This is a genomic window from Polaromonas sp. (assembly GCF_012927455.1).
GTDB lineage: Bacteria > Pseudomonadota > Gammaproteobacteria > Burkholderiales > Burkholderiaceae_C > Polaromonas.
The window spans coordinates 29,172-55,315 of record NZ_JABBPE010000015.1 but is presented as its reverse complement, the minus strand read 5'-3'; the positions used below and the strand labels follow the sequence as shown (position 1 = coordinate 55,315).

26 protein-coding genes are annotated in these 26,144 nt (G+C 61.0%); 8 read left to right on the top strand and 18 right to left on the bottom strand.

What is annotated here, in order from left to right:
* Window positions 1-217: 217 nt before the first annotated feature.
* Window positions 218-991, bottom strand: a complete 774-nt coding sequence (locus HHJ18_RS12520) for a CPBP family intramembrane glutamic endopeptidase (RefSeq protein WP_296915753.1) — start codon at window positions 989-991, stop codon at window positions 218-220.
* Between the two features lie 110 nt (window positions 992-1,101).
* Between HHJ18_RS12520 and HHJ18_RS12515 the strand changes: the two genes are divergently transcribed.
* Complete coding sequence (locus HHJ18_RS12515; RefSeq protein WP_296915752.1) at window positions 1,102-1,335, top strand: hypothetical protein; 234 nt, start codon at window positions 1,102-1,104, stop codon at window positions 1,333-1,335.
* A 247-nt stretch (window positions 1,336-1,582) separates the two neighbouring features.
* Here the strand turns inward: HHJ18_RS12515 and HHJ18_RS12510 are convergent, their stop codons facing one another.
* From HHJ18_RS12510 to HHJ18_RS12500, 3 genes are all read right to left on the bottom strand, one after another.
* The gene (locus HHJ18_RS12510; RefSeq protein WP_296915750.1) at window positions 1,583-1,891 is read right to left on the bottom strand and encodes a hypothetical protein; all 309 of its coding nucleotides are present in this window, start codon (window positions 1,889-1,891) and stop codon (window positions 1,583-1,585) included.
* A gap of 270 nt (window positions 1,892-2,161) precedes the next feature.
* Window positions 2,162-2,782: an isochorismatase family protein gene (locus HHJ18_RS12505; RefSeq protein ID WP_296915749.1), complete on the bottom strand. Its 621-nt coding sequence runs from the start codon at window positions 2,780-2,782 to the stop codon at window positions 2,162-2,164.
* Between the two features lie 250 nt (window positions 2,783-3,032).
* A complete protein-coding gene (locus HHJ18_RS12500; RefSeq protein WP_296915748.1) occupies window positions 3,033-4,883 on the bottom strand; it encodes a bifunctional protein-serine/threonine kinase/phosphatase in 1,851 nt (616 codons plus the stop codon).
* Between the two features lie 234 nt (window positions 4,884-5,117).
* On the opposite strand from HHJ18_RS12500, the gene HHJ18_RS12495 reads away from it, so the two are divergent.
* The 4 genes from HHJ18_RS12495 to HHJ18_RS12480 are packed head-to-tail and all read left to right on the top strand — an operon-like array spanning window position 5,118 to window position 7,919.
* Window positions 5,118-6,254 carry a glycosyltransferase gene (locus HHJ18_RS12495; RefSeq protein WP_296915746.1) on the top strand — a complete coding sequence of 379 codons (1,137 nt, stop codon included), beginning with the start codon at window positions 5,118-5,120 and terminating at the stop codon, window positions 6,252-6,254.
* A gap of 6 nt (window positions 6,255-6,260) precedes the next feature.
* Complete coding sequence (locus tag HHJ18_RS12490; RefSeq protein ID WP_296915744.1) at window positions 6,261-6,896, top strand: N,N-dimethylformamidase beta subunit family domain-containing protein; 636 nt, start codon at window positions 6,261-6,263, stop codon at window positions 6,894-6,896.
* 32 nt (window positions 6,897-6,928) lie between these two features.
* Window positions 6,929-7,738 carry a N,N-dimethylformamidase beta subunit family domain-containing protein gene (locus tag HHJ18_RS12485; RefSeq protein ID WP_296915742.1) on the top strand — a complete coding sequence of 270 codons (810 nt, stop codon included), beginning with the start codon at window positions 6,929-6,931 and terminating at the stop codon, window positions 7,736-7,738.
* 34 nt (window positions 7,739-7,772) lie between these two features.
* Window positions 7,773-7,919 (top strand): hypothetical protein, encoded by a 147-nt coding sequence (locus HHJ18_RS12480; RefSeq protein WP_296915740.1) that lies wholly within the window; start codon window positions 7,773-7,775, stop codon window positions 7,917-7,919.
* 45 nt (window positions 7,920-7,964) lie between these two features.
* On the opposite strand, the gene HHJ18_RS12475 is transcribed toward HHJ18_RS12480, so the two are convergent.
* Window positions 7,965-8,645 carry an ankyrin repeat domain-containing protein gene (locus HHJ18_RS12475; protein WP_296915738.1) on the bottom strand — a complete coding sequence of 227 codons (681 nt, stop codon included), beginning with the start codon at window positions 8,643-8,645 and terminating at the stop codon, window positions 7,965-7,967.
* Between the two features lie 632 nt (window positions 8,646-9,277).
* Between HHJ18_RS12475 and HHJ18_RS12470 the strand changes: the two genes are divergently transcribed.
* A complete protein-coding gene (locus tag HHJ18_RS12470; protein ID WP_296915736.1) occupies window positions 9,278-9,853 on the top strand; it encodes a pseudouridine synthase in 576 nt (191 codons plus the stop codon).
* A 21-nt stretch (window positions 9,854-9,874) separates the two neighbouring features.
* Here HHJ18_RS12470 and HHJ18_RS12465 read toward each other — a convergent pair whose 3' ends face one another.
* Both HHJ18_RS12465 and HHJ18_RS12460 read right to left on the bottom strand, forming a co-directional pair.
* Window positions 9,875-10,426 (bottom strand): DUF2242 domain-containing protein, encoded by a 552-nt coding sequence (locus tag HHJ18_RS12465; protein WP_296915734.1) that lies wholly within the window; start codon window positions 10,424-10,426, stop codon window positions 9,875-9,877.
* A gap of 421 nt (window positions 10,427-10,847) precedes the next feature.
* The gene (locus tag HHJ18_RS12460; protein ID WP_296915733.1) at window positions 10,848-11,711 is read right to left on the bottom strand and encodes a hypothetical protein; all 864 of its coding nucleotides are present in this window, start codon (window positions 11,709-11,711) and stop codon (window positions 10,848-10,850) included.
* A 504-nt stretch (window positions 11,712-12,215) separates the two neighbouring features.
* Here HHJ18_RS12460 and HHJ18_RS12455 point away from each other — a divergent pair.
* On the top strand, window positions 12,216-12,701 hold the full coding sequence (locus HHJ18_RS12455; RefSeq protein ID WP_296915732.1) for a hypothetical protein: 486 nt from the start codon (window positions 12,216-12,218) through the stop codon (window positions 12,699-12,701).
* Between the two features lie 183 nt (window positions 12,702-12,884).
* On the opposite strand, the gene HHJ18_RS12450 is transcribed toward HHJ18_RS12455, so the two are convergent.
* From HHJ18_RS12450 to HHJ18_RS12430, 5 genes are all read right to left on the bottom strand, one after another.
* Window positions 12,885-13,457: a ferritin-like domain-containing protein gene (locus HHJ18_RS12450; RefSeq protein ID WP_296915731.1), complete on the bottom strand. Its 573-nt coding sequence runs from the start codon at window positions 13,455-13,457 to the stop codon at window positions 12,885-12,887.
* Between the two features lie 71 nt (window positions 13,458-13,528).
* Window positions 13,529-14,245 (bottom strand): RNA polymerase sigma factor, encoded by a 717-nt coding sequence (locus tag HHJ18_RS12445; RefSeq protein WP_296915729.1) that lies wholly within the window; start codon window positions 14,243-14,245, stop codon window positions 13,529-13,531.
* A 109-nt stretch (window positions 14,246-14,354) separates the two neighbouring features.
* The gene (locus HHJ18_RS12440; RefSeq protein ID WP_296915728.1) at window positions 14,355-15,080 is read right to left on the bottom strand and encodes a ferredoxin--NADP reductase; all 726 of its coding nucleotides are present in this window, start codon (window positions 15,078-15,080) and stop codon (window positions 14,355-14,357) included.
* Window positions 15,081-15,129: 49 nt separating this feature from the next.
* Window positions 15,130-16,392 (bottom strand): c-type cytochrome, encoded by a 1,263-nt coding sequence (locus tag HHJ18_RS12435; RefSeq protein ID WP_296915726.1) that lies wholly within the window; start codon window positions 16,390-16,392, stop codon window positions 15,130-15,132.
* A gap of 500 nt (window positions 16,393-16,892) precedes the next feature.
* The gene (locus HHJ18_RS12430; RefSeq protein ID WP_296915724.1) at window positions 16,893-17,711 is read right to left on the bottom strand and encodes a CAP domain-containing protein; all 819 of its coding nucleotides are present in this window, start codon (window positions 17,709-17,711) and stop codon (window positions 16,893-16,895) included.
* Between the two features lie 472 nt (window positions 17,712-18,183).
* On the opposite strand from HHJ18_RS12430, the gene HHJ18_RS12425 reads away from it, so the two are divergent.
* Complete coding sequence (locus HHJ18_RS12425; RefSeq protein ID WP_296915723.1) at window positions 18,184-18,816, top strand: methyltransferase domain-containing protein; 633 nt, start codon at window positions 18,184-18,186, stop codon at window positions 18,814-18,816.
* Here the strand turns inward: HHJ18_RS12425 and HHJ18_RS12420 are convergent.
* The 6 genes from HHJ18_RS12420 to HHJ18_RS12395 form a co-directional block, all read right to left on the bottom strand.
* Window positions 18,813-19,736: a DHHA1 domain-containing protein gene (locus HHJ18_RS12420; RefSeq protein WP_296915721.1), complete on the bottom strand. Its 924-nt coding sequence runs from the start codon at window positions 19,734-19,736 to the stop codon at window positions 18,813-18,815. The genes HHJ18_RS12425 and HHJ18_RS12420 overlap by 4 nt on opposite strands.
* A gap of 156 nt (window positions 19,737-19,892) precedes the next feature.
* Window positions 19,893-20,717, bottom strand: a complete 825-nt coding sequence (locus HHJ18_RS12415) for a hypothetical protein (RefSeq protein ID WP_296915720.1) — start codon at window positions 20,715-20,717, stop codon at window positions 19,893-19,895.
* A gap of 437 nt (window positions 20,718-21,154) precedes the next feature.
* Window positions 21,155-21,919, bottom strand: a complete 765-nt coding sequence (locus tag HHJ18_RS12410) for a ParA family protein (protein ID WP_296915718.1) — start codon at window positions 21,917-21,919, stop codon at window positions 21,155-21,157.
* Window positions 21,920-22,076: 157 nt separating this feature from the next.
* Entirely contained in the window at window positions 22,077-23,018 is a 942-nt protein-coding gene (locus HHJ18_RS12405) for a response regulator (protein WP_296915717.1), read from the bottom strand.
* 47 nt (window positions 23,019-23,065) lie between these two features.
* Window positions 23,066-24,862 carry a DAHL domain-containing protein gene (locus tag HHJ18_RS12400; RefSeq protein ID WP_296915715.1) on the bottom strand — a complete coding sequence of 599 codons (1,797 nt, stop codon included), beginning with the start codon at window positions 24,860-24,862 and terminating at the stop codon, window positions 23,066-23,068.
* Between the two features lie 63 nt (window positions 24,863-24,925).
* Window positions 24,926-25,933: a cytochrome-c peroxidase gene (locus tag HHJ18_RS12395; protein WP_296915713.1), complete on the bottom strand. Its 1,008-nt coding sequence runs from the start codon at window positions 25,931-25,933 to the stop codon at window positions 24,926-24,928.
* Window positions 25,934-26,144 lie beyond the last annotated feature (211 nt).

Genomic DNA, 26,144 nt, shown 5'->3' with positions numbered 1-26,144 from the left:
AGGCGCCCTTGAGCGCTATCAAATAAATAGCTGCTTGCGCCTGTAGATATTGGTCTACAGCCAATTTATTTTGGAAAATCGGTGATTTCCCGAGCAGTCCATAGAGCCCGCCAAGCGAACCGCACTGCGATGCAATGCAACAAGCTGTTTGTTGAGGTGCCGTCCGTTTTCCGTTTCGGTGCACATCAGAGAAGCTGCTGCAGCACGGTCGACCCAGTCAAACATTTTTGTACCGAGCTAGCGTTCGTGGCCCCCATACGACTGTGACGATTGCAGCCAAGAAGACGGCGACCAGTGCGCTGATACGCGGATCGAGGTATGAGCCGTAGACCGGGAACACGAACCAGCTGACGTTTAGCATGGCGTGAAACAAGGCTGCGCCAAATACGCTTGCGCCCGTGTTGTTGTAGAGCCAAACCATGAGGACCCGTGTCGCCACAGTGAAGAGGATGGCCCCGCCGATCCATGCGACCGAGCGGTGCGCCTGCATGTACGGAATGATGTGCCAGGCGGCCCACACCAACCCGACAAGAAGGCTGGCCTGAAGCGCGCTCCAACGAGCTTGCATGGGGTCAATGACATATCCCGACCAGCCCAGTTCCTCACCTAGACCGCCGACAAAGAACGCTAGAAACATGACGAGGACCGTCAGAGCCGGCACTTGCGGAGTCGGAAGCGGGAACCCCATCAAATGCATCAGTCCATACGCCAGGGCCATCACGCCAGGCATGAGAAGAATGATGGGTGCGTACCAAGCCTTTGCCCGGATTCGCTTGTAGTCGAACGATCTCTTCAGCAGCTTCGTCACGCCTGGCATCCTGTCCTCTCTGTAAACAAGAATCACAGCCGCCATCAGCGGACAGAACGCCCCGAGCGCACTGACCGAGAGACCCGGTAACAGCTGCAGTGCGGTGACTGCACCGATCAGCCAAAACGGAACAGCAAGAGCGAAAACCAGCATGAAGAACTTGAGGGGGAAGGCTTTACTCATGGAAGAACCTGCCCGTGACTGCAACATTCCACGCCAGGTTAAGCGTGAGCATGCTATGACCCATCGATTTTGCTTGCAGGTGTGTTTGTATGCGTGGGCAGGAGCGGCATATGGAACTCTTGCTGATACGTGCAGCCTTGCAGTTCGACAAATTAAGTGATGGGTCACTTTCGATTGTGGCCGGCACCGAGGTGCAGCCTGCGAAGATTCCCAAGAGGGAGAAAGCCATAGCGGTCACCAGCCTGTTTGCTGTGGGACATCACTTTATAGTCCCAAGATTCGGGTTCACCAAAGTCGCAGGACGCATCACGCGACGCCCTGACGCTGCCGATTTCAGGATTTAGTTCCAACCATCTTTTCCATGCAGTCAAAGAAGTCTGCCTGCCAAAGCGATTGAGCGCCGCGCTGGCAAATACCGGCGCCACCGGACTCACCATGGTAGACCACCCTCGTGACACTCCGGTGTCCAGTCAATCGCCGCTTGAAGTGCGCTACTTCGCTAACAGGAACGAAGCATCACCGGCGCTAAGCCAGCAAGCGAAGCACCGCTGGTCAAAGCTCTGTTTCAAGCCCGGGTTGGCGGCACTGCACTCACTTTGAGCGGCCACCAAAGTTCTGTACCGGATCGGATGCCAGATCAAGGTTTTCGAGACAGCGAATATTGATCGCAGCCGTTCGATTGCCCTTTGCATCGACGCCTTCGCCGTGCGGATGAACGCCACAGGTCAGGCAGAAATGGTGCTTGATGACGTGCTTGTTGAACGTGTACGTCCCACGTCGGTATTCCAGTCGATCGTGGCCGGCGACTCTGGTTTGCCGTGACCGCTGATTCTGGTCGATCGTGACCGTTTGTGTGCCTTGACCGGGACGGCCGGTCACGAAGCCGGAGTCGATGGTCACGACGCCAGAATGACATTAAAACGGCAGCGTGTGCTGCTGCGCATATTCTTCCCCAACCGATACGGGTGGCCCTGCCAGCTTTTTGCTGGAGCCAGCATGCCCGACAACCGAAGGATCACTATGCGAGAAATCGATGCCTCGCGCTTTGTCGTCTTGAATTTAAATCCGATAGCCCTGCGTGCCCACCTGAATTGCTATCAATTTAGAAGCGTCTTGCGTCCATCCTGTATGGGCTAGAGCCACTTTAAATGATAAATCCTGGGGAACGCGCTACTTCACCAGTCCCAGCACTTCCTTGAACGCCGGGTGCTCGGAGGTGCGCAGCCACTCAAACGCTACCATCTCGGTGGTCACCAGTTCGGCGCCGTTGCCGGCCAGCCGGTCAAAGGCGGCATCGCGGTTGCGCTCGCTGCGCGAACTGCAGGCATCGGTCACTACCCACACCTCAAACTCTTCTTCAAGCAGGCCGAGCGCTGTCTGCATCAGGCAGACATGCGCTTCGCAACCGGCTATCACGATGGTGCTTCGGCCCAGCTCTTCTTCTGGCGCTTTTTGCAGGTGCTTGGGCAGGCTGCGCGCGTTGCCGCCGGATGAGGGCTTGCGCACAGGGGGGCGCAACCAGTCGCCCAGGCCGTCGGCCGCCGCGTTGAAATGCGTCTTGGCCAGCGTCTTGCCGCCAGCCGCGTCGACTGCCGCCTGCAACTCGGGCACGTTCTGCCCGAGCGCGTCAGGGGCTTGCGCGGTGCCCCATACCGGCACCTGCAGCGCCCGCGCCAGGCGGGCCAGGCGCAGCGCATTGGCAATGACAAGTTCATTCTCGAAAATGACAGGCATCAAACGAATCTGGTAGTCCACCAGCACCAGTTGGCAGTCATCAGCATCAAGCAACATAGCAATTCCTGAAAAAGTTAGCGGGCGGCCCGATCAAACAGGCCTCGAATAGCAGCGTAGCGTCTTGCCCGAACATGCGGATACGCAGATATGCGAATCTGACCAGTATGCAGCAGCGTCAAACGTGCAGCCGGTCTGATCGGTTTCCAATTCTGGCAACTATAGGCCTGAGCCGGTCGGTACGCACTGTCGCTATCAAATAGATAGCTGCCTGCGCCTTAATTCATTGGGCTAGAGCCGTTTTTAATGCCTATTTCGGCAAAAACAGCAGCCAGTACACCAACAGCAGATTGAACAGCCCAGACAGCACCAGAGCGAGCTTCCAGATCGCCGCCGGGTCCCGCTGTATCAGCGGGGTCGGTTGTGGAGCACTCAAAGGCCGCGATGCGCCACGCTCCAGCGCCAGCAGCAGCTCCTCTGCCGTTTCAAAACGTCTGCGTTTGTCGCGCGCCACGGCTTTCAGCACGATGTGATCAAGCCAGATTGGCACCTGGGGGTTGAGGCGGCTGGGCGCTTGCGGGTCGCGATAGTAGCGGCCGGCCTGATAGGGCAGCACCTCGCCGTAGGGCAGCTTGCTGGTGAGCAATTGGTACAGCGTCACCCCAAGTGCAAACAGGTCGCTTTGCGCATCGGGCAGTTCTTCCGGCCCGTCGCTTGACGCGGCGCTGTAACCCCACTGCTCGGGGTTGATAAAGCTGGGGGTGCCGGCGTGCAGCCGGCGCATGGCCGCCGGCTCGCGCCCGCTTAGCGCCACGCCCAGATCGAGCAGGCGCAGCACGCCGTCTTCGCCCTGGTGCAAATTGGCGGGCTTGATGTCGCGGTGAATAACGCACTGGCGGTGCAGTTGCCCCAGCGCGCGCGCCGCCTGCGTGGCCACGCCCAGGGCTTGCTGCACGCTGAACAGCTGGCCGCGATCAATTTGCCGCTGCAGTGTTTCGCCGCTGTGCCAGTCGTAAAGCAGATAAAAGGCGCTGCGCTCGCGCCCGCTGGGCAACTGTTCGTGCAGCCTGACCAGATGCTCGGCCGCGCGGCCGGTCTGCATGCGGCTGGCCAGCCAGGACTCGTGCGCCAGCATGGCGCGTTCCTGCTCATCGTGGGCTCTGGCCGGGTTCAGCGTCTTCAGGGCATACCGCTTGCCGCTGCTGCCGGGCGTGGGGGCAACCGAACGCCGCGAAGGGCCGCCCCGAACAAGTTCAGCCCCCTCGGGGGGCAGCACGGACACATCAGTGCCGGGCGTGGGGGCCACATACTTGACTTGGTAGATCACATTGATGCCGTTGTCGGCCACAGGCGCGGTCACGCTCAAGCCGTCAATCACCTCGCCCACCTTCAGACGCGGCGGAATCGGCAGGGTCTGCGCGATGCGGTTGACGTCTTGCAGCGTAGCGTCCAGCAGGCCCAACACGCGCACCACCAGCGCGGTCGCGTTGTCAAGGCTGCCTGCGGTCAGGGCGACGCTCACCAGTTGTTGGCTGGCGTCTTGCGCATTGCCGGATTCGGTCAATTGACCCAGGCTCGCCTCGAACACGCTGGCGCGCAGCGCGCCATGCACGCCGTCAGTCACCAGCACAAACACATCGCCCACATGCAAATCGCCCTGCAGGTAGTCCACCATCAAATGGTCTTCAGCGCCAACCGAGCGCAGCAGCTGGTGCTTGAAATCGGGATGCGGCACGACGTGGTCGTTGGTGAGTTGCACGGTGGTGCCGCCACGCAGCAGGTAGGCCCGTGAATCGCCCACATGCGCCAGCGTGTAGGACTGGCCACGCAGCACCAGCGCCGTCAAAGTGGTCAGGCCCATGGCCGGCTGACGGCGCCGGTTGATGCCGGCCAGCCAGGTGTTTTGCGCGGCAATGATGCGGTCCAGTGCCACCGTGGTGTCCCAGGTCTCTGGCGTGCCGAAGTAGTCGCGCACCAGGCTGGTGACCGTGGTTTGCGCCGCCTCCTTGCCCATGCCACCCGCGCTCACGCCATCGGCAATCGCCGCGATCGAGCCCATGCCTTCGCTTCCCGGCTCTGGCAGCATGGCGGCGCAAAAGTCCTCGTTGATGTTCCTGCGGCCAGGCAGCGAAGTAAACCCAATGTCAATTTCAAAAGTCATGCGTGTGTCCCCTGCACCAGTGACGCAAGATTGATGCCCCAATGGTGCACGACTTTGCACTGATGCACTCCAACACTGCCTTGCTTTTTCGGCTTGACACGCGGTGGTCAGCCAATAGCGAAAGCTGCGCTACAGGCGCACACCTCTCAAACACTTCTGCTTCCAGGCTTGTTCCCGTACGATGGTGCTGATCGAAATGAGGCGAGTCTAATCATCACAAAAAACGGAGGGGACATGCTTGAGGTTGATAACAAAAAAATTCTTTACTACTGCCAAAGTCTGGTGGGGGTTGGGCATCTCGCCTGTAGTTTGCGCATCATCAGCGAGCTGCTGCAGCATGCCCGGGTCGATCTGATTCAAGGGGGGCTCGATACTGGCACGACGCTGGAGCACCCCGGCTTTCGCAGCCTTATTCTGCCGACGCTGCTCCATGACACTGAATCGGGCGGCTTCTTCGATCCCGACGACCAGCGCGGCATTGACGAAATATGGGGCGCCCGCAGTGAAGCCATCACCAGCTTTTTGGGCGGACCCTACGACGCCATAGTTGTCGAGTTCTACCCTTTTGGACGCCGGCGTTTCAAGCGCGAGATCCAGGATCTGTTTCGGATGGTGCGTGAAAGCTCCGGCCCGGTGCCGATCTTTACCTCGGTGCGCGAGGTGCTGGTGCCGCGCGCGCCTGAGAAAGAACGCCGCATGGTGGACACAGTGAAGAAGCACATACACACCGTGTTCATTCGCGGCGACGCGCAAATCATTCGCTTCGATGAAACTTTCTCTCTGGCGCATGAGATTGCCGACCGACTCTGCTACACCGGCTACATCAGTCCGCCGCCGCCGCAGTTCAGGCCAGCGCGGAAAAAGCAGATTCTGGTCAGCCAAGGTGGCGGCAATGTGGGCCGGGAGTTATTGGAGGGGGCCATAGGCGCCGCAGCCTTGATGCCAGATTACTTCTTCATGCTGGCCACCGGCTCGCGCACCACGCAGGCCGAACTTGACGCGCTACGCGCAACGGTGCGCAGCAGCAATGTAGAAATCACGCCTTTCCTGCCCGACTTCCAGCGCCACCTGATGGAGTCCGCCGTGTCGATCAGCATGGGGGGGGACAACACCCTGCTAGAAGTGATCACTGCCCGCACGCCTGCGCTGGCCTACCCCTACCAAGGCAACAGTGAGCAGGGTTTTCGCATCAAGAAGTTCGCCGAAACCGGCCTGCTGCATGCGCTGGACGGAGCCGATCTGGCCCCAGAACTTCTGAAAGCCAGGATTGAACTGGCCCTGGACACGCCCTACCCCGCCCGTAACATTGCGGTCAATGGTGCTTTCGTCACGAGCGAAAAGATCAGATGCATTTTGGCTGGCGCGGCCTAGCTCGCGATGCCGACGAATTGCCACAACACAATCTTTGCAGAGAATCTGCGACCCGGCACGCGCGACTGGCAGCTGACTTGCCCCGCCACGGCGCGCGAGATCGAAGGTTATGCATCAGCCACCAGCGTCAACCGGGGGGATGTGATTCATTTGTACGTCAACACCGGCTCGCCCACTTTCGTGCTGGAAGTCTTTCGCATGGGCTGGTATGCGGGGCTGGGCGCCAGGCGTGTTGTCGGAGCTAGGGCGGTTGCGGGCACCGCGCAGGTGATGCCGACGACAGACTCGGAAACGGGTCTGACGGATTGTGCGTGGGTCCACCCCTTCGCCCTGACCACCAGCAACCTTGACGATCCGGCAGACTGGGTAAGCGGTGTTTACCTTGTAAAACTCACTGAATCCAGCGGTGGTGCGCAAAGTTACATCATCTTCGCGGTGCGCGATGATCAGCGCGCGTCTGACCTACTGTTCCAGCTCAGCGTCACCACCTACCAGGCCTACAACTATTGGGGAGGAAAATCCTTCTACAACTGGGGCAGCACAGAGCGCAAACGTGCAGCGAAACTCTCTTTTAATCGCCCCTACGCAGCCAACGCTCAGAACCCGGCTGCAGCCTGCGGCGTGGGTGCTGGCGAGTTTTAACCAACTTGCAACCGCACCCGGAGAGTTACAAAGTGAGCAACGCCGGTTGGGACTACAACATGGTGCGCTGGCTGGAGCGCGAAGGCTACGACCTGAGCTACTGCAGCAACCTCGATACCCATACAAACCCGGGGCTGCTGCGCCCGCACAAGGCGTGGGTCTCCGTCGGGCATGACGAGTACTGGTCATGGGAAATGCGCCAGCATAATGAAGCCGCGCGCGATGCCGGCGTGCATCTGGGATTTTTTTCAGCGAACAGCGCGTATTGGCAAATCCGCTTTGAGGCAAGCGCTGCCTCCAAAACGGCCGACCGCATCATGACGTGCTACAAAAAGGCGTCGCGCGATCCGCTCGCCACAATCGGCACCGACCCATTGCGCACTACCGATAAATGGCGCAGTGCCGCGGTCAATCGACCCGAAGAGCAGCTGATTGGCGTGATGTATGCGGGCGACCCGGTTGATGCCGACATCGTGATCACAACGACGCAGCACTGGGTCTTTGCCAACACCGGACTTGAGCCCGGCGCCACCTTGCCGGGACTATTGGGCTACGAGGTGGATTGCGTGCATGCCGATGCCGATTTGCCATCAGCCGTTCAAATACTGGCTGAGTCGCCGTGGACCGCACTCACCGATGCCAGCAAGCAGGGTGTGGCGCATATGAGTATTTACACCGCGCCCAGCGGCGCAGTCGTTTTTGCTACCGGCTCTATCCAGTGGGCCTGGGGCCTGGACGACCACAACGCACCCGAATTGCGCCCATCACGCCTGAATCCGGCGGCCCAGCAAACGACACGCAACGTATTAAAGCGCTTCCTGTCGACAAGCGGCAAAGCTTGATTCCGTTTTCAGATCATTCGTGAAGGCGAAGGCGATGCGAGACATCACCGACAAGCGCCTGCGCCGCGGTGTGTTCGCCAGCGCGGCCAAGTTGAAGTCGGCCATCCATGCGTACATCGCCATGCCCAAACCGCTTATCTGGGCCGCCACGGTCAGCGACATCCAGGCCAACGTCACTTGAGCGCGGGCCTTTGTGAATAAGCGCACTTCTATTTGACGCGCCACACTAGCGCCCGCCAGCGGCCCGCAGCAGCTGCGCCACGCGGGTCTGCTGGCGCGCCAACGCATGCTGCAAGGGCGTGACGCCCTGCCCGTCCGGCAGGTTCACAGAGGCTTTGGCCGCCAGCAGCAGGCGCACGATCTCACTGTGCGCGGGGCCACCGTCGCCCAGAATCACCGCCTCCAGCAAGGCGGTCCAGCCGAGCTTGTTGACATGGTCCACCGCAATGGCGGTGCCCAGCAACAGGCGCACAGTCTCCACATGGCCGTGGTGGCAGGCCGGAATAAGCGCGGTACCGCCATAGCGGTTGGTACTGCTCAGGTCGGCGCCGGCCGCCAACGTGGCCCGCACGATGTCGGTGTAGCCACTGGCGCTGGCCAGCAGGAAGGCGCTGTCTTGTTGCTCATCCTGCGCGTTCACGTTGGCGCCGCGTGCAATCAGCAGGCGCACCACCAGGGCATGGTTGCCCTGCGTGGCGGCCAGCACCGGGGTGACGTTACGGCTGTGCTGCGTTTCACCGCGTGACTCCAGCGGCGCGCCGGCGTCCAGCAGGCGGCGCACCTGGGGCAGATCGCCGCGCGCCGCCGCCGCTACCAATGACGTGCCTGCAGGCTTGGTGCCCTGGGCGGCCAGGCCTGTGCAAAGTGTCAGCATGAGGGTGGTGGTGATGGCTTGGCGGCGTTGCATGATGATTTTTCTGCTACGGTAATGATAGCTGCTTGCGCACATTCCATAGGGGCTAGACCCTATTTTTACCCTTTTTACGTAACTACGCAGCTCGTGCTGCGTTTTGAATCGAGTTGGTGCTGTTTTGCTGTTCTGCTGTTCTGCTGTTCCGCGGGCTGATGCCGAGCTGCGCCGGGATGGAGCCGTCACGGATGGGGACGCCGCTCCCGGAATCGGTCGCGCCGAAAAAGGCGCGTCGGCCAGCTTCGCGGGCGCCGACCAGCTCACGCCTTTGTCGCTCCAGAGGATGACGTGCAGCGACACATCGTTGGTGATCAAGTCGATCAGCGTGAACAGGTTGACCAGATGGCCATATCTCTTAGCCCTGACTTAATTTGAGTACAAGTTAGTCTCGCTGAAACCAATGGCTGGCGGACTCAACTGAAGCCGCTTGAGCGGAATTCCTGCTGCATTAGAACGGCTACCCATGAACTTAAAAAACTCACACTCGCTCTCTTTTATATAGCTGCTTGCGCATGCTGCACGGGGGCTTTGGGGGATTTATTTTAATTTTTAGACGGATACGCGATACCAGATTTAGCCGACCATCCTGCGGTCGCGCCGATGACACCGACCGACGTACACTCGGCCCGATGCGTCCTCTACCCCTTACCCGCATGCCAGCGCGCCTGATCCGCTTCAACAAACCCTTCGGCGTGCTGAGCCAGTTCACGCCCGAGGGGCGCTGGCGCGGGCTAAAGGACTTCATCGCCTTGCCCGACGTGTATGTGGCGGGCCGGCTTGATGCCGACAGTGAGGGCCTGCTGCTGCTGACCAGCGACGGCCAGCTGCAGGCGCGCATTGCGGACCCGCGCTTCAAGATGGAAAAGACTTATTGGGTGCAGGTCGAAGGTCTGCCAGACGAGGCCGCGCTGCAAGCCTTGCGCGCCGGTGTGCAACTCAACGATGGTGCTACGCGAGCAGCCCGCGCCTGTTTGATGCAAGCGCCGTTTGGATTGTGGGAGCGCGTGCCGGCGGTTCGCGTGCGCCAGTCCATTCCCACCGCCTGGATTGAGCTGGCTATTAAAGAGGGCCGCAACCGGCAGGTGCGGCGCATGACGGCGGCAGTGGGATTTCCAACGCTGCGGCTGATACGCGCGGCGATTGGCCCCTACACGCTGGACGGCCTGGCGCCGGGCTGCTGGTGCGAAGTTGAGGTGGCGCCGTAGCTGGACAGTGCCCGCCCGGCGTCAAGGCGCTTGTTCGGCGCTTTTATCAACTACCAGATAACGCTTCACCAGGTCAAAAAACCGATCATAAAAAGCGTCGGTGGTGATGGTTTTGCTGGCGACCTTGACCATGGCGTCGTTGCTTGAACTGAATGGCAGCGAGACGGAACCAAGCGCGCCCACGCCCAAGCTGGCCGAATTGTTGCTTTTCTTCAGCGCGTAAACGTCTTGCAGGGCGGTGACAAAACCCAGGCTGACTTTGCCGTCACCGCTGTCTGGCGCACAAACCACCCGAATTTCCATTTGCAGGTGCGACTCAGGCTCGGGTTGAAAGCTTTTCTGTCCATTGACCAGGTCTTCCCTGGCCGTGCCAATGATGTAGCCCTGGCTCAGCAAAGCCCTTCGGGCGGCCTCGCAGGTTTGCGCGGCGGTGGCGTCGAACTGCCTCGAATAGGTTGCGGTCGAGCCGAATTCTTCCTGTGACGGAAACGCCTTTAACGGCGTTCCGCACGCTGACAGCAAACCTGACAGGCCGCACAAGCTAATCAGCGAAATGGTAGCGCCAGGGGGCATCCAGAACAAAGTCAAAACCAGGCACTCCTTCAGGCATCAACAAATATCTTTTCCGCTTTACCATCCCCACACGCGAAGCCAGAAGCCTTGGCGCGCTTATGGGGCAAGCAGTACAGGCAATAGTAACGGCAAGCGTTTAGGCAAAGTTTAGGTATAACCATCACGCCGGCTGGGAACGCCAATCAGATGTGACTGGAATTGGCGGCGTTCATGGCCCATCGGCGTCATCATGATGCTATGATTTAGATAGCTACTAACGCCCATATTCATTGGGCTACAAATAGATTTTTCACTGAAACCGCCACTGCATAGCGGTTTCAGTGCCAGGTACCAAGACGCCCGCTTTCGCCGCCCTGGCGGGCTGCCTGCAAGCCTCAAGCGCTTGATGAGCCTGAAGCGCGCTTACCCATACTTGGCCTGATTAACCGCGTCCGCGGCGCTCGTTGCGCATCATGCGCTCGACCTCGCCGCGCAGCCCAGTCACTTCATTACGCAGCTGGCGGCGCTCTTGCGGGGTCACCACACCATCAGACTTGAAGCCGGCCTCGTGGCGCGCAATGTCGCGCTCCCGGCGATGCAGTCTGCGTGCTTCACGCTCGGTGATGTAGCCGGCGCGCACGCCCTCGTCAATGCGGTCGCTGATGCTGTTCTGCGCATTGTCAATACCCGGGGTATTGGAATTGCCGGGCCTGACTACGTCGCGGTTGGTCATCATGCGTTCGACGTCGGCGTTCAGACCCTCGAGGTCGGCACGCAAGGTCTGGCGTTCTTGCGGCGAGGTATTGCCATCGGATTTAAACTGGTTTTCGCGCATTTCAATTTCGCGGCTACGCCGATTCAGGGCTAGCGCCTCCGAGGGCGTGAGGTCGCCGCTGCCTATGCCCTGTTGAATGCGTGCACTGATCGTCTGGTGTGTACGGTCAATGCCGGGTGTGGCGGTATTGCCAGGCCTGACCACATCGCGGTTGGCCATCATGCGTTCGACGTCGGCGTTCAGACCATCGAGGTCGGCACGCAAAATCTGACGCTCTTGCGGTGAGGCAGTGCCGTTGGATTTGAACTGTTGTTCGCGCATTTCAATTGCGCGGCCACGCTGATACAGCGCCTGCGCTTCGGTCGGCGTGATGGAGCCGTTGCTGATGCCCTGCTGGATGCGCGCACTGATTTCCTGGTGTGCACGTTCAATGTTCGGTGTGTTGGTGTTTTGCGCCATGACTGGGGCAAGCCCCAAACCGGCGAACAGGGCCGCAGCCAACAACGAAGAAGTTAACAATTTCGATTTCATAGAATTCCCCTACTGGTGAATGAACTGTCCAGCGATTCGAAGCGCAATTTGTATCAACCCGATGGATCGGCAAACAGCGCCTGGAATTGCGCCTGAACCGTGGGTGTACTAGAACGCCTTGGCGATTCAGACGGTTCATTGTTGCTGTGCATTTGTTAACACGGTGTAAGGAAAACGGAGTTTTACCCGGTATTTACGGCGCGACTTCAGTGGTGTCCAAATGTGCTTTTGCCTTGATTGCAAGGCCTGTCTCGCGGGCAAAGCTTGGCCTGATTGGAGAATTCAATCAGTTTTAATGGCTTGTACCTGCGTCCATCTTGGGCACCAGCATTCCCAACTGATAGCGACCAAAGTCTGATCAATTTTGAGACCAAGTTCGCGGACAAATCGCGACCATCGATCATGCGTTTTAAAGTCTTCCCTTCTTATATTCAAGTTGTGTGGAAGTTTTTCACACACGTCCACAAAACTTATTCAATTCAACTTTCATTCAGGAGATTCATCATGATCAAGCTCAACAAAATTGCCATGGCTGCCGCCGTCTTCGCGATTGGTGCCAGCGCAGTAACCGCTTCTTTTGCCCGTGAGGCCGGCGAAGGCGCACGCGGTGAAGGCAGGGGCCACCCCGCCATCGAAACCATGGGCGACGCCGTTGCCCGCGAAGCCGGTGAAGGCGCGCGCGGCGAGGGCGAAGGCAAAGGCCGGGGCAAGGGCGAGGGCAAAGGCCATCCCCTGAGCGACGTCAAAGGCGATGTCGTCGCCCGCGAAGCCGGTGAAGGCGCGCGCGGTGAAGGCAAGGGCCACCCCCTGACCGACGTCAAAGGCGATGTCGTCGCCCGCGAAGCCGGTGAAGGTGCGCGCGGTGAAGGCAAGGGCCACCCCCTGACCGACGTCAAAGGCGATGTCGTCGCCCGCGAAGCCGGTGAAGGTGCGCGCGGTGAAGGCAAGGGCCACCCCGCCATCGACAGCCAGGTCGACATGGTCGCCTAACAGCATTAACGACCTGAAGAGCTGGCAGCACTGCTGCCAAAACGCCCGGCGTTGCGCTGCAACGCCGGGCGTTTTTCATTCTCATTACATTTCTATTCGATGCGAGACCAGGCGCACCACCGCAGACAGTGCCGTAGCACGGCAAGGTGGGAAACAACGTATCGCTTTGAAGTAAAAATGAAATCAGGTCATGAAGGCGACTGGCACCGGCGCCTCACCCATGGCCTGGCGCAAGACGGCCCAGTGCATGGCTTCGTCGCCCAAGATGCTGGCGGCGGCCTTGGCCAGGTCACGGTTGCCAAACAGCGGAACGGCACCCAGATAGGCGCTGACGGCGCCCTGCTCCAGCTTGGCGGCAAACTTCAGTACGTCGAGCTCGGTTTTGAGCTGATCCACCGGAAAGTCGTACTTGCCTTTGCCTGCGGCCGCTTTGCCGCCCAGCTTTTGCACAGTGCCGGAAAGCAGCGCCACATGCGCCTTGTGGTGGCCCTGAAACGTCAGCGCCAACTCCAGCACCGGCTTGCTGAGCAGTTTGCTTTCGGCGCCCAACTGGTAGGCGGCGATGGCCTCGAGTTCGGCACCGATGGCGGTGTTCAAAATATCGACATCACCGGCCTTGGACCCCTCTGACTTGGCGGCCAGTACATCGTTGCCGGCCAGCAGCGCCACCGCAGCCCCCGACAACACCAGGCCGCCCGAGCGACCCAAAAACAGCCGACGCGCGGCGAGCGGACTAGACATCTGAAAAAACGACATGGCAATCTCCGGTTGAAAAAAACTGACTCAAATATTGATTGACTTGACTTAACTTGACTTGACTTGACGGGTCACGCGCCTGGCAGTTGGCGCTCGCGCTCAAGCCGGGCCAGCACGTTTTCAACCATACGATCGCAGCGCTGGCCGGCAAATGAAAACGCGTCGCCCACGGTCATGTCAACGTCGCGCGCCAGACCTTCGCGCAAAATGCCGCGGGCCCGAAAAAAGCGCGACCTGACAGTAGCCTCTGGAATATCCAGCGCGGCTGCGACTTCCTCCACGCTCATCTCCTCCACCCCCCTGAGCATGAAGACGGTGCGAAAGGCTTCGGGCAAGCTGTCGATGCGCGACTCAATTTGCTGGCGCAGTTGCGCACGCATGGCCGAGGGCTCAGGCTGCTCATCGGGGTTGGCTGGCATGTGCATCTCCGGTGTTTCGCCATCGCTGTCCACGGCGGCATTGAGGGGCACGACACGGGCCGGCTGGGCGCCCTGGCGCCGCAGCCGACCCAGCGCTTCATTGACGACGATGCGCACCAGCCAGGTCGACAGCCTGGCATCGGCGCGAAAGCTCGCCAGTGCACGCCAGCCGCGCATGTAGGCATCTTGCAGGGCATCTTGCGTGTCGTCGTCGTTCTTAAGAATGCTGCGCGCCGTGCGAAACAGCAGCCGGTTATAGCGCCGCATGATCTGTGCAAAAGCCAGGTCGTTACCGGCAATCGCCAGACTGACCAGTTCTATATCGGAGCGGGCATCGAGCGGCTGGGGGAGCGCTTGTAAGGTGTTCATAGCGGTTCCTGTTTATTTGAGGGTCATGATGCCAGTGGCTTTCCGGATTTTCCGGCCGCCTGAATGCAGCGCCGCGCCTAAGCCAACACCACCAGGCGGATCAGGCCGGTCAGTAACCGTAAAACTCTTCGCTGCGAATGTCGTCATCGTTGACGCCTGCATCACCCAGGCTGTGTCGTACGGCCTCGACCATGGCCGGCGGGCCGGCCAGGTAGCAGATGGGCGCCGCAATCTCAGCGCAGATCTGCCGCACCAGCGCTTCGTCGATAGCGCCCGTTGCGCCGTCCCAGGGTTGCTGCGACTTTCCCATGCCGGTCATGGTGGCGACCAGCCGGAAGTTCTGCGGTTGCTGACGCGCGAGCTGCTGCAATTCGGCGAGAAAGGCCGCGTCCTCGGGCCGGCGGTTGGAATACAGAAGCACCATCTGCTGCGGCAACCGGTCCTTCGCCGCCTGCCGCAAAATGCTCATGAACGGCGTGATGCCAATGCCTCCGGCCATGAAGAGCGCCGGCCGCGCGCGATCGCTGTGCAAGGTCAGCGAGCCAGACGGCCCTTCGAGCCTGACCTGCGTGCCGATAGGCAGCGCGCTCAAAGCGCGTTTGTAGGCGCTGTCACGCATGCGCGTGGCCACCACCAGTTCGTCCTGAAACGGCGCGCTGGCGATAGAGAAGGTGTGACGGGCGCTGCCGGCGACCAGGTCGGGCGCATCGGGCAACAACAGGTCGATAGCCTGGCCGGGTTTGAAGATAAAGCCGGCGGGCTTCTCGAAATGAAAGGCCATCGTGCCTTGCGCGATCTCTTCGCGCCCTTGCAGTTTTGCTTCGTAAGTGCTCATGCGATGTCCCCAATTGATAACAGGCACGGATGATGGCGCTGCGGCGCGCTCATAGCGACTTCAGATACTGCGCCAGATCCGCTGCTTGCGGCGCCGTCAGGCCCAGCGCCTGCTTGCGGTTGTAGGCTTGCACCACATCATCAAGCGTGGCGGCCGACCCGTCGTGAAAGTACGGCGCATGCTGCCAGACACCCTTCAGGGGCGAGGTGCGGTACTGTTTGGTCGCCGAGCGGGAAGCGTAGCTTGGCGACTCGGGTTCGGCCATCGAGTTTGAAGCCGGATGCAGCCGGCTGTTGGCGTCCGTAAACGTTGCCCCGCTGTGGCAACTGGCGCACCTGCCCGCGCCTTCAAACACCAGTTTTCCGCGCGCTGCCGCGACCGCGTCAAAGCTGCCGGCCGGTGCCTCGGGCGCCTTCAGCGTCAGCTGATAAGCCTGCAGCGCGGGCAGCTTGCTGCTGACCAGGTCTTGTGTGCCATGCGTGATGCTGAGGTTCAGCCGGGGCTCGGTGACGGTTCCGAGTCCGCCCATTTCAGCCACCGCCACATAGCGATTCCAGTAGGCAATGTCCTCGCCGTCGCCGGTGAAGGTGATGCGGTGTATGCCGTCCAGCCCGTAGGCGGGCGGGATCACCACCGGCTTGTTGAGGCCGTCGACGTTGTGGCGCGGATCGAACTTGCCAGCACCCCAGGTCTTGAGGGCCGCCACCTCCTTGGCGTCCACGGCCGGTGACAGGGCGATGATGGCGCCCGGATTGAGGTCGCGATTCGGCCAGCCATCCAGCCGCTTGCCGATGCCGGGCGCGAACGAGTTGTCTACCGTCGAATGGCACAGCGCACAGGTAATGCCGACGCGGGTCAGCGTGTCCGCGCCATTGACGGCCTCAACCGTACCCTTGAGGCCCACGACGGCATTGAGCTTGAGCAAGGCCACGGTGGTGGCCGGACTCTTCAGATCGATGCTGCCGTTCTGGATGCCAGCGACCACGGCGGCGGGCAAGGCCTCGGCGTCTACCTTGAGGCCAACCGACAAAGCCGTCACCGGATCGACCGCGGAACGGATGACCTCGTGCATGCGCAGCGTGTCGGTCCACTGCGCCTCGTCGCCAAAGGTGTCGAAGCGGAAGATCTGCTTGCCCTGTTCAGCTTGCGCAGCCTGGGCGGCCCGCGCCAGCGCGGCGGAGTCGTCCGAACCACCGCCACAGGCCGAAAGCAGGGCCAGCGTCGCGGCTGCGGCGATCACACTCAGCGACGGCCGCCACGCGGCTGTAAACCGGATTGATTCGCCGCTTGTTGTGTAAGTCATGCTCTTCATGGTTTTTCTCCTGGAGTTCCATCAAAACAATTGAATTCAGCCCCTGCGCGTTTTTTTTCGACCCTGCAAGAACTGGCGCCCTCTTCCCCGGTGAGCGGTCAAGCCGCGATCAAGGGGCACAGTGGGCAGGGTTTGCGGGGCATTCACGAGCTTCCTGTCCATTAGATGGACGGGATGCGCGCGGCGTTCCGGATTTTTCGAGCGGGGGGTGCGCAGGCGAAGTGCCAGGGCATAGCCGCTCGGCCTGTCGGGGGGCTTGATCGCTATGCTTTTAATAGCTGCCAACGCTGGTGCATGCTGCGCTAGCAGGCAATTCAAGGGATGACTTGGGAAGCCCTTTGCGCGCTGGGCCAGTTGCTGCCCGGCGTGTCAGGGCTGGTAGCGGGCGCAACCGGCAGCGCCAAGGGCTGTAAGCGTGGCGCGACTGACTTACAGCGCCGGGCCCGGCTTACGGGCTTAAAGCAGCATTAATGAAGCGTAAATGCAGCGTAAGTGCAGCCTTAACGCAGCGGTTTGGCCAGCACCATGGTCCAGTAGCTGCCGAAGTTCTTTGGATCGTTGGGCTTGGCGACGCAGGCCACGCCGATGTCTTGCGCGCTGACGTTCATGATGTTTTCGCAGTGACCCGACGTGCTTTTCATCCAGCTGTCGACCACGGTGGCAACGCTCCCCTGACCTGCAGCGATGTTCTCGCCGACAAAACCCCAGCGGTAGCCCTGATCAGTGACCCGGTCCCCCACTTGTTTGCCGTTGCTGCCGGCGTGCCCGAAGAAACTGTTGGTGACCATATCCTGAGACTGAACCAGGCCTGCTTTGAACAGCGCGCTGCTCCACTGCAGCGCGGCTACGGCAGGGACCGGCCGGCCATTGCAACTGGTGCCTGCCGTGCGCAGGGCGTTGATTTGCTGCAGCAGCTGTTGCTGGAAATCAGGAAGAGCGCAGCTTGCCTCTGCGCTGATGGCGCTGGCTGAAGCTGGTACGGGAGCGGGCGCGGGTGCTGGAACTGGAGTTGGTGCCGGTGCCGTTGTTGGAGCCGGTGTTGGAGCTGGAGCCCGCGCTGCTGCGGGCGTCTGGGCTGGGGTTGGCGCAGCAGCCGGGGCGGCCGAGGGGGTTGATGTTTGCGTCTGCGTTGGGGCCGGAGTGGGCGTACTGGCGGGCTGCGCAAGCGCGGCGCTGACGCCGTTTGCCGTCACGGACGGTGGCGCATCGCTGACCGCGCCCTCACTGCCGCTGCCGCCGCCCCCGCAGGCGCTCAGCCCAGCTATCGAAATGGTCAGCAAACCCAGGAAAGCAAATCTTGAAGGTGTTAAATGTGTCATGGGCGTACCTTATGGCCGCAAATTACAACGGACGTTTCGGGCTGTAAGCGCCGCGTTAGCGCTTTTTCGGCCGATTCCACTTGTTTGATGGCGCCGCCAAAGCCGTAGCGGCGCCTGACGGGCTGCTCGCAAACGACCGTATACGGGCACATCGTTTGCGCCAAGTGTTTGATTTTTAAAGATTTTTTTGAACAACCGACGCCAACGGGCAGCCTGGATTGGCCTTGCCACGCCAACGTCTGCTTGCAAGTAAGGCGTCATCTGTTGTAAGACGATGACGCGACATGACGTCAGCTTGAGCATTTCGCCCTGCAATACCGGCCGCCCTCGTGGCCAGCCCCCGTACACTAAAATTGAGGGACTAGACTGCTATCGTTTTAATAGCTGCTTGCGCCCGTTTAATAAGGGCTAGAGGCTTATTTGATGCCTTTTTAAGGCCCCCATCACCCCATTTGAATGAAATAACCGCCCCATGAATCCTTCCTGGTACGAGCGCACCATCTTGCCGCCGGTGCTGGACTTTGCCTGCGGCCTGCCTATGGTGAGCCGGCAGCGCCAGCTGGTGGTGCCGCTGGCGCAGGGGCGCGTGCTTGAAGTCGGCATTGGCACCGGGCTGAATATGCGCTGGTACGACAAAGCCCGCGTGACCCACATCACAGGGCTGGACCCGGCTCTGCAGCTGCATGCGCTGGCGCGCGAGCGCATTGCCGAGGCGGGGCTGGAGGTGGATCTGGTTGCCATGTCGGCTGAAACCATCCCGCTGCCGGACGCCAGCTTTGATACGGTGCTGATCACCTACACGCTGTGCACCATCGCTGATCCACTGGCCGCACTGCGCGAAATGCGCCGCGTCATGGCACCAGGCGGGCGCCTGCTGTTTTGCGAACATGGGCGCGCGCCAGACGAGTCGGTGCGGCGATGGCAGGACCGGCTGCAGCCGCTGTGGGGCAAGCTAGCCGGTGGTTGTCACTTGGGGCGCGACATTCCGGCGTTGCTGCGGCAGGCAGGTTTTCGGCTGCGCGACCTGAACACCCGCTACCTGCCGGGGCCGCGGCCCCTGAGCTTTAACTACTGGGGCGAGGCCCTTCTTTATTACGAAGCCTAGGTCAAAGGCTTGGCGGCCGCTTCAAACACCCCGCTCAGCAACTCGGGCAGGCGCTCGTTGCCCATCTTGAAGCCGCAGGCCTGCGCGTGACCGCCGCCGCCCATGCTTTCGGCCAAGGGAATGCAGTCAAAGCCGCGTTGCGAGCGCAGCCCGACCTTGATGACGCCGTCCTTGGCGACGACCCACATCAGCGCGAACGTGGCACTTTTTTCAGACAGTGTGTTGCCGATCAGGCTATGAAACACGCCGGGCGCGTTGACCATCAAGCCGTGCTGGCCATTGAAGGTAACGGGCTGTGCGCCCTCGGCAATGTCGGCGGCCAGCTTGCTGAATTTCTCATCCATGGCTTGGCCGCGCGCCATGAAAGCCGCCAGCTGCACTGGACTGAACGAGGCGATCTCGGCCCAGCGGGCAAACTCGAAGGCTTCCATGTCAAGCGCGGCCAAAAAGCCCGCGCTTTCGGGGTACTGCCAGACCCAGATGTCGCGGTCTTCGATAAAGCGCACCAGATCCGGCAACGGTCTGGCGGGCTGGAAGAACTCCCAGGCCAGGCGGGCGCCGGACTTGTGCATGTCAAAGTGAACGACGCCGCAGCGGCAGGCAAAGCCGCTGAGTTTCTCGGCCGCGCTCTTGTGGTGGTCAAGCAGCACCAGCTTGGCGGCCCGCGCCTCGATGCCGCGCATGATTTCTGGCGAGAACGAGAAGTCGAGGATATATACGGCGCGGCGGTCAAGCGCGGGCAAATCGTCCGGCGACTTGATGTCGCCGTGATCGAGTCCCAGAAATTCTGCCCGACCTTCGTAGAAAAGCCAGGCGGCCAGCGCGGAGGCAAAGCCGTCGGGGCAACGTCGGCCGTGGTAGATGACCAGCGGCTGCGGGTCGTTGAGGTCGGGGGCAACGGGTAGTTGCAAGGGAGTCATGGTTTTCGTGGCGTTGTGGTCAGGCATCGGTAGGTGTGGGCAAGCGTCGGCGGGTTGCGCTCCCGGGCTTCGGCCGATTGTCGATGTTTTCTGCAAGTGCAGACGCTGGCCCGGCTGGTGGCGGCGCTGGTCAGGCGCAGCTCAGGCTGTGGCGTGCTATTTCACGCCGAAGCGCTGATTCAGCGTTTGCACCACGCGCGGCGGGAACAGGCCGCCGGCCAATTCGCCGAGCATGGCCTTGCGCTCCTTGGCCGGCGCCTTGTCGAGTTCCTGCACCAGGCTGGCGGCCAGTTCGTCCTGTTCCTCGGGCGACAGGGCGCGCATCTGGTCACGCGCGTCGCGAAACTGCGGCAGCATCGGTTTCATCATGCCCATCGCCATGCCCATGGCGGGCGCCGCATGCGGCAGCAGCACCATACACTCTTTCAGCTCGGTGTTCATCGCGTGGCTCAACAGGCCGAGTTCGCTCATCTCGTCAATGGTGGCCAGCGTTTCGGCCGGCGCCAGCGCCGCACCCATGCCGCCCTGCAGTTGGGCAAGCATGGCCGCCTGTTCGGGGTCTAGCGCCATGCCGGGGGGCATCGCGCCGCCGGGCAGTATGCGCGCCATCATGGCCGCCATGTCGGGCGAACCCGGCGGCAGCGCGCCCATGCCGGGCATCATTGGCATGCCACCGGGCAGGGTCGACATTCCGGGCATTCCGGCTATTCCGGGCATCGTGTGCAGAGCCATACCTGATGGCATGCCGCGGCCAGCGCCGACGTTGCCTACCGAGTTGATGGCGTTCGCCAGGGCCTGGCCCTTGCAACCCATGCCGTCCAGGCTCCCCCGCAACATGCTTTTGGCGGTGGAGGTGACCATGTCGGTAAGCATCTGCTTGGCGAGAAGCGCGATGATGGGCGCAATCGCCTGACTGGGTGCCGGCGCCAGGGCCAGCGTGATCGCCACGGTGCCTAGCGTCGCGCGAACGAGTTTTGTCATGAAGGGTCTCCGCGATGGGGCGTCGAAATGAGAAACCGGAAATTCAACGCCCCTTTCAGCGAAATCTAGTCCGCAAGCGCTGGCGCGTCAACCTGAGTCAGGTCCAGGGCGCGCTGACAAGTGGGCGCTGCGTAGCAGGCGGGACGCGGGCAGCCGGCCCCAGTCACCCGGGCCCGGCCGGCAAAACAGCGCGGCCTGGGCTGCACTACTCATCGGTCGCTATAGTTTTAATAGCTGCTTGCGCCCGTCCTGTATGGGCTTGAAGCCAATTTGATGGATAAATCAGCAAATTCTGCTGTCACACCCGTATCCGGCCCGGGAACCGCCTGCAGCGGGCGCAGAACGCTACAAATTCAATAGCAGCTAGCGCCCGTTCCATAGGGTCTGCAGCCTGTTTTTATATCCGCCACGGGCGCACGCAGCGGCTCGCCGCAGCGTTACCTCAGCGCCCCGTGCAGCGCCACCAGCGCCTGCGTTAGCTTGTGGCCGGGGTCCAGGTAAATCATGGGCAGCGACTGCTCGTGCGATTCGCGGATCTTGACGGAGGATGGCAGGTAGGGCTGCAGCACCGGCAGGCCTTCGGCGATCAGTTCATCGACCAGGCGCTGCGGCAGGTTGGCGCGCGGCTGGAACTGGTTCACCACGATGCCTTCAACCACCAGCTGGGGGTTGTGGTCGGCCTGGATCTCCTGCACGTTCTCCAGCAGCGTGTACAGCGCCTTGCGTGAAAAATCGTCGCAGTCAAACGGAATCAGGCAGCCGCGCGCGGCAATCAGCGCCGAGCGGGTGTAGAAATTAAGCGCCGGCGGCGTGTCGATGTAGATGCGGTCGTAGTCGCCGGCGAGCTGCTGCAGGGCTTCCCGCAGCTTGTAGATCTTGTGGCGCGATTCGAGCTTACCCTGCAATTCGCCAAGTGCCGGGCTGGAATGCATCAGGTGGAGGTTTTCATGCGGTGTGGCCACGATGAATTCGCTGGGGGCGACGCTGCGCAAACTGTAGCTCAAGGTGTTTTCAAAGAAGCCGGCCACGCTGGGCATGTCTTCCGTTGCCTGCGCGCCCATCAGATAGGCGCTGGAGTTGCCCTGCGGATCGAGGTCTATGACCAGGGTGCGCAGACCCTGGCTGGCGCTGATGGCGGCCAGGTTGCAGGTGATGGTGGACTTGCCCACTCCACCTTTTTGATTGAAAACGACGCGCGGCATGGCGAGACTCCTTGTGCGACCGGGTTGAAGCCCTGATTGTGCCTGCCGGCGGCGCCGCACCCGCCTGCTTTGACTCATTTTCGCGGGGTGCGGGCGCGCAGCGCCGAAAGTCGGGCAGCGCGAGGCCGTTGCGAGCCACCCTTCGCCCGCTGCTGGCCTAGCGCGAGAAGAACGAAAAGCGCGCGCGCAGGCGTGAAAGGCTTCCCGTCACCAATGCGACCAGCGACATGTCTTCGGGCTCGGTGGCCTTGGCAACGCTGACCCGGCTCATCATGCGGGGGTCGCTGCGAAAGCGCCGGTGCTCCTTCATGGCCGCCGACACCGCGAGCTGGAACACGCCGGCGCGTATCGGCTTCATCGCAAAGCGGAAGATCTGCGCTTGGTTGATCATTTTGATGATGAGGTCACTGTCGGCCGAACTGGTGAGCATCACCGTGGTGATCATCGGGTAGTTCTGCTTGAGAATGCGCAGCAGCTGTCCGGTGTCTTCGCTGCCTACGCGCGCTTCCGAAACAATGACGCCGACATCGTGCTGTTCGATCACCTTAAGCGCCTCGGCCACGTTGGCCGCGCCGTGCACGCGGTAGTCGTTGCTGAACAGCTGCATGATCTGGCGCCTGTCGTTGTCGCTGTCGTCCAGCACCAGCAGGGCCGGCATGGCCAGCGAGGCAAGTTCCGCCGACGGCGGTAGCGACTCCGGGGACGACAGAGCGGCATCCTGCGTTGCCAGCGCAATCTCCGCGGCCTCGCCGACGATGGCTTTCATCTCGGCGTTATCCCAGGGCTTGCTGACAAAGCGGAAGATCTCGCCGTCGTTGACCGAGCCGACGATGGCCGCCAGGTCCGAATACCCCGTCAGCAAGATACGCATGGTGCTCGGCGATTTCTTGCGCACCGCCAGCAGCAGTTCGGTGCCCAGCATGCCGGGCATGCGCTGGTCGCTGACGATGACCTGGATCTCATTGGCGGCGATGATCTCCAGCGCCTCTGCCCCGCTGGTGGCGGTAAACACCTCGTGGGTGGCGCGAAACATCATCTTGAGCAGGTTGACGACGCGCTCCTCGTCGTCAACGAAGAGTAGTTTGGCTTTGGCTGGCATTTTTTGTTTTCTTTCTTCGAGTTGCTGGTGCGAGCGGGGTCAGCGGGTCAGGCCACAAGCAGCAGATCGTCGCTCTCGACGGCCGACTGCTCTAGCGCGCGAATCGGCAGCAGGATGGAAAACACCGTGCCGACGCCCTGTTCGGAATCGACCAGGATCATGCCACCGTGCTGCTGAATGATCTTGTAGGAGATCGACAGGCCCATGCCGGTGCCTTTGCCGATCGGCTTGGTCGTGAAGAAGGGGTCGAAGATTCGGGGCAGCACGTCCTTCGGAATTCCACTGCCGTTGTCCTGAATCTCTACGCGCACCATCTCGTCGCCTTCGCGCATGGTGCGCAGCGTGATGACGCCCTTCTCTGCACGATCAGCCATGGCTTGCGCCGCGTTGCTGATAATGTTCAAAAACACCTGGTTGATCTGCGATGGCGAGCACTGGATCTTGGGCACATCCAGGTGCTCCTGCCGGATCTCGACGGTATTTTTAAGCAGATTGCGGGCCAGCAGCAAGGTGCTGTTCAGGCCTTCCTGCAGCGAGAACTCGGTGACGCGCGCGCGGTCCAGGCGGCTGAAGTTTTTCAGGTTCAAGACAATCTCGGAGATTTGATCGATGCCATGCACCCCGTCCTTGAGCAGCGTATTCATGTCTTCGAGCACGCCCGCTTCGATCAGGTTGCGGCTGACCGTTTCGACGCCGAGCAGCTGCAGCTTGACCGCCGCATTGTCGCGCTCTTGGGCAGGCAGGCGCATGGCGCTGACGAACTGCTGGCAGCGCTGGGCCAATTCCTTGACCGGCGCCAACTGCTCGGCCAGCACGTCGATAGTGCCCTTGACGTAGGCCAGCGGTGTGTTGATCTCGTGCGCGATGCCGGCCACCATCTGGCCTAGAGCCGACATCTTTTCGGTCTGCACCATGTAGACCTGCGATTCCTTGAGTTCGGCATTGCTTTTTTGCAGCGCAGCGTGGGTCGCATTGAGCAAGCGGTAGCTTTTGAACAGACGCCAGCCGATGTAGGCGATCAGCAACAGCAGTAACACCGAATATGCGACCAGTACCTGACCGTACTTTTGCTGCGAGACGAGCAGCTTTTCGTGCTCTTGCGCATGCGCGTCGCCCAGCGCGTCGATCGCGTTGACGACCGGCAAGGCGGCGAGTTCTCCAAGCAGCCGGTTGCCGATCTGCTGCTGCTTCAAAATCGTGGCGACGTGCGCGGCCAGCGTGTCTGCGCGTTCGCGTACATCGTCGGGAAAGCCCTGCACCTGTTGCTTCAATTCACGCGAGCCGGCTTCGATGCGCTCCTTCAAGGCCGTCTCGGGCGTCAAGGCGTAAGTCATGGTGTTGGTCAGCAGTGTGTTGAGCGACTCTTCCACCTGTGCCTTGCTGGCGGGCGCCGTGCTGCCTGCACGCACCGCTTCGATCAGATCGGCCGCAGCCACAGGCAGAAAGCGTGAGGAGTTGCGCAGGATGGCATTTTGCGACTTGAAGTTTTCGATCAGCGCGATCTTTTGACCCATTGCCTTCTCGTAGGCCGCCAGCAGTGGCTGCAACCGCTTGCTGCTCTCGGCGCTCGCGCCCATCACTTCGGACTTGTTCTGCAACTGGACGGCGAGCGCCTCGATCAGCGGCAAGGGACTCGCCACCGGGTCGTAGCTGTTGTTCAGTCCGGTCTTGGAGCGCAGCACGTCAACGTTCCATTCGGCGTCAATCTGCTTGAGCTGGCGAAGCGCGGCGACGATCTCGTTGTTCGCGCCGAAACCGACTGATCGCGTCATCACGATCAGGAAGCCGAGCACGGCAATTAGCGCGAGCGCGGCGAAGGCGTAGCCAATGCGTGTTTTGTTCATTACGGTTCCTTGGGAAGGGATGTCGGCGGGCTAGGGAGGTAGGCGGGCTTGGCTGCTGATGAGCTATTTCGCGGCGGTCCGTTGGATGCGGTCCAGTGGCTGGCCTTTGTATTCGCCGGTCAGCGTGCGCAGGAACATCACGATCTGGTCCTTATCCTGCTGCGAAGCCGTGCGGCCAAGCTGGTACTTGAACATCACGGCTACCGCATCGTTCAAGGTCTTGGCCGAGCCGTCGTGAAAATACGGCGCGGTCAGCGCCACGTTGCGCAGGCTGGGCACCTTGAACACATGCTTGTCCGCCTCGTTCTTCGTAACGTTGTAACGGCCCATGTCGGCCGCGGTCGGGTTGCCGCGCTGGGCAAAATAGTCACCCATCACGCCGAAGGTCTGGAACATGTTGCCGCCGACCGCGACGCCCTGGTGGCAGGCTACACAGCCGTATTTCTTGAACAGCTCGTAACCCTTGAGCTCGTCGCTGCTGATGGCGTTTTTGTCACCGCGCAGGTACTTGTCAAAGCGCGCATTTGGCGTGACCAGCGTACGCTCAAAGGTGCTGATGCCATCCTGGACATTTTTTGACTGAAGACCATCGGGATAGAGCTCCTTGAACTGGGCGACCAGCGCGGCGTCCTGGCTGAGTTTGCTGAGAACTTCCACCCAGCTGCTGCCCATCTCCTTGGGGTCATGAATCGGGCCGGCGGCCTGTTCTTCGAGCGAGTTGACGCGGCCATCCCAGAACTGGCGAAAATTCAAGGCGCTGTTGAATACCGTCGGGGCATTGATCGGGCCTTTGGCGCCGCCTATGCCCACCGAGCTTGCCATTCCGTCGATGCCGCCTGCGCTCAGGTTGTGGCAGCTGGCGCAAGACAGGGTGTTGTCGCGCGACAGGCGCTTGTCGTTGAAGAGCTTCTCGCCGAGTGCTACCTTCTTTGGGTCCAGCTTGAGCTCGGTGGGTATCGGCTTGATCGGCTCGTCGCTCTGCGCGGCGGCACCGCCCGGCAGCACGGCAGCCGCCGAAGCGCACAGCAAAAGCGCACCAGTGAAGTTACGGAGTGAAGTGTTGGAGCGCATGGTCGGATTTTTTCGGTTGGTTGGTGGTCGGTGTGCCGCGGTCGTTGATCGGTCTGAAGGGGTAAATCGATATCGTTACTGTGAATGAATGTAATTTACTGTAAATTTTTGCAATGAACAATGTGCTACCGCGCGCCGACAGTAGAAATTTGCGGATATACGCGACTTTGTTCACGGGGTAATCGAAATTACCGCAATTTAGGGACTGAAA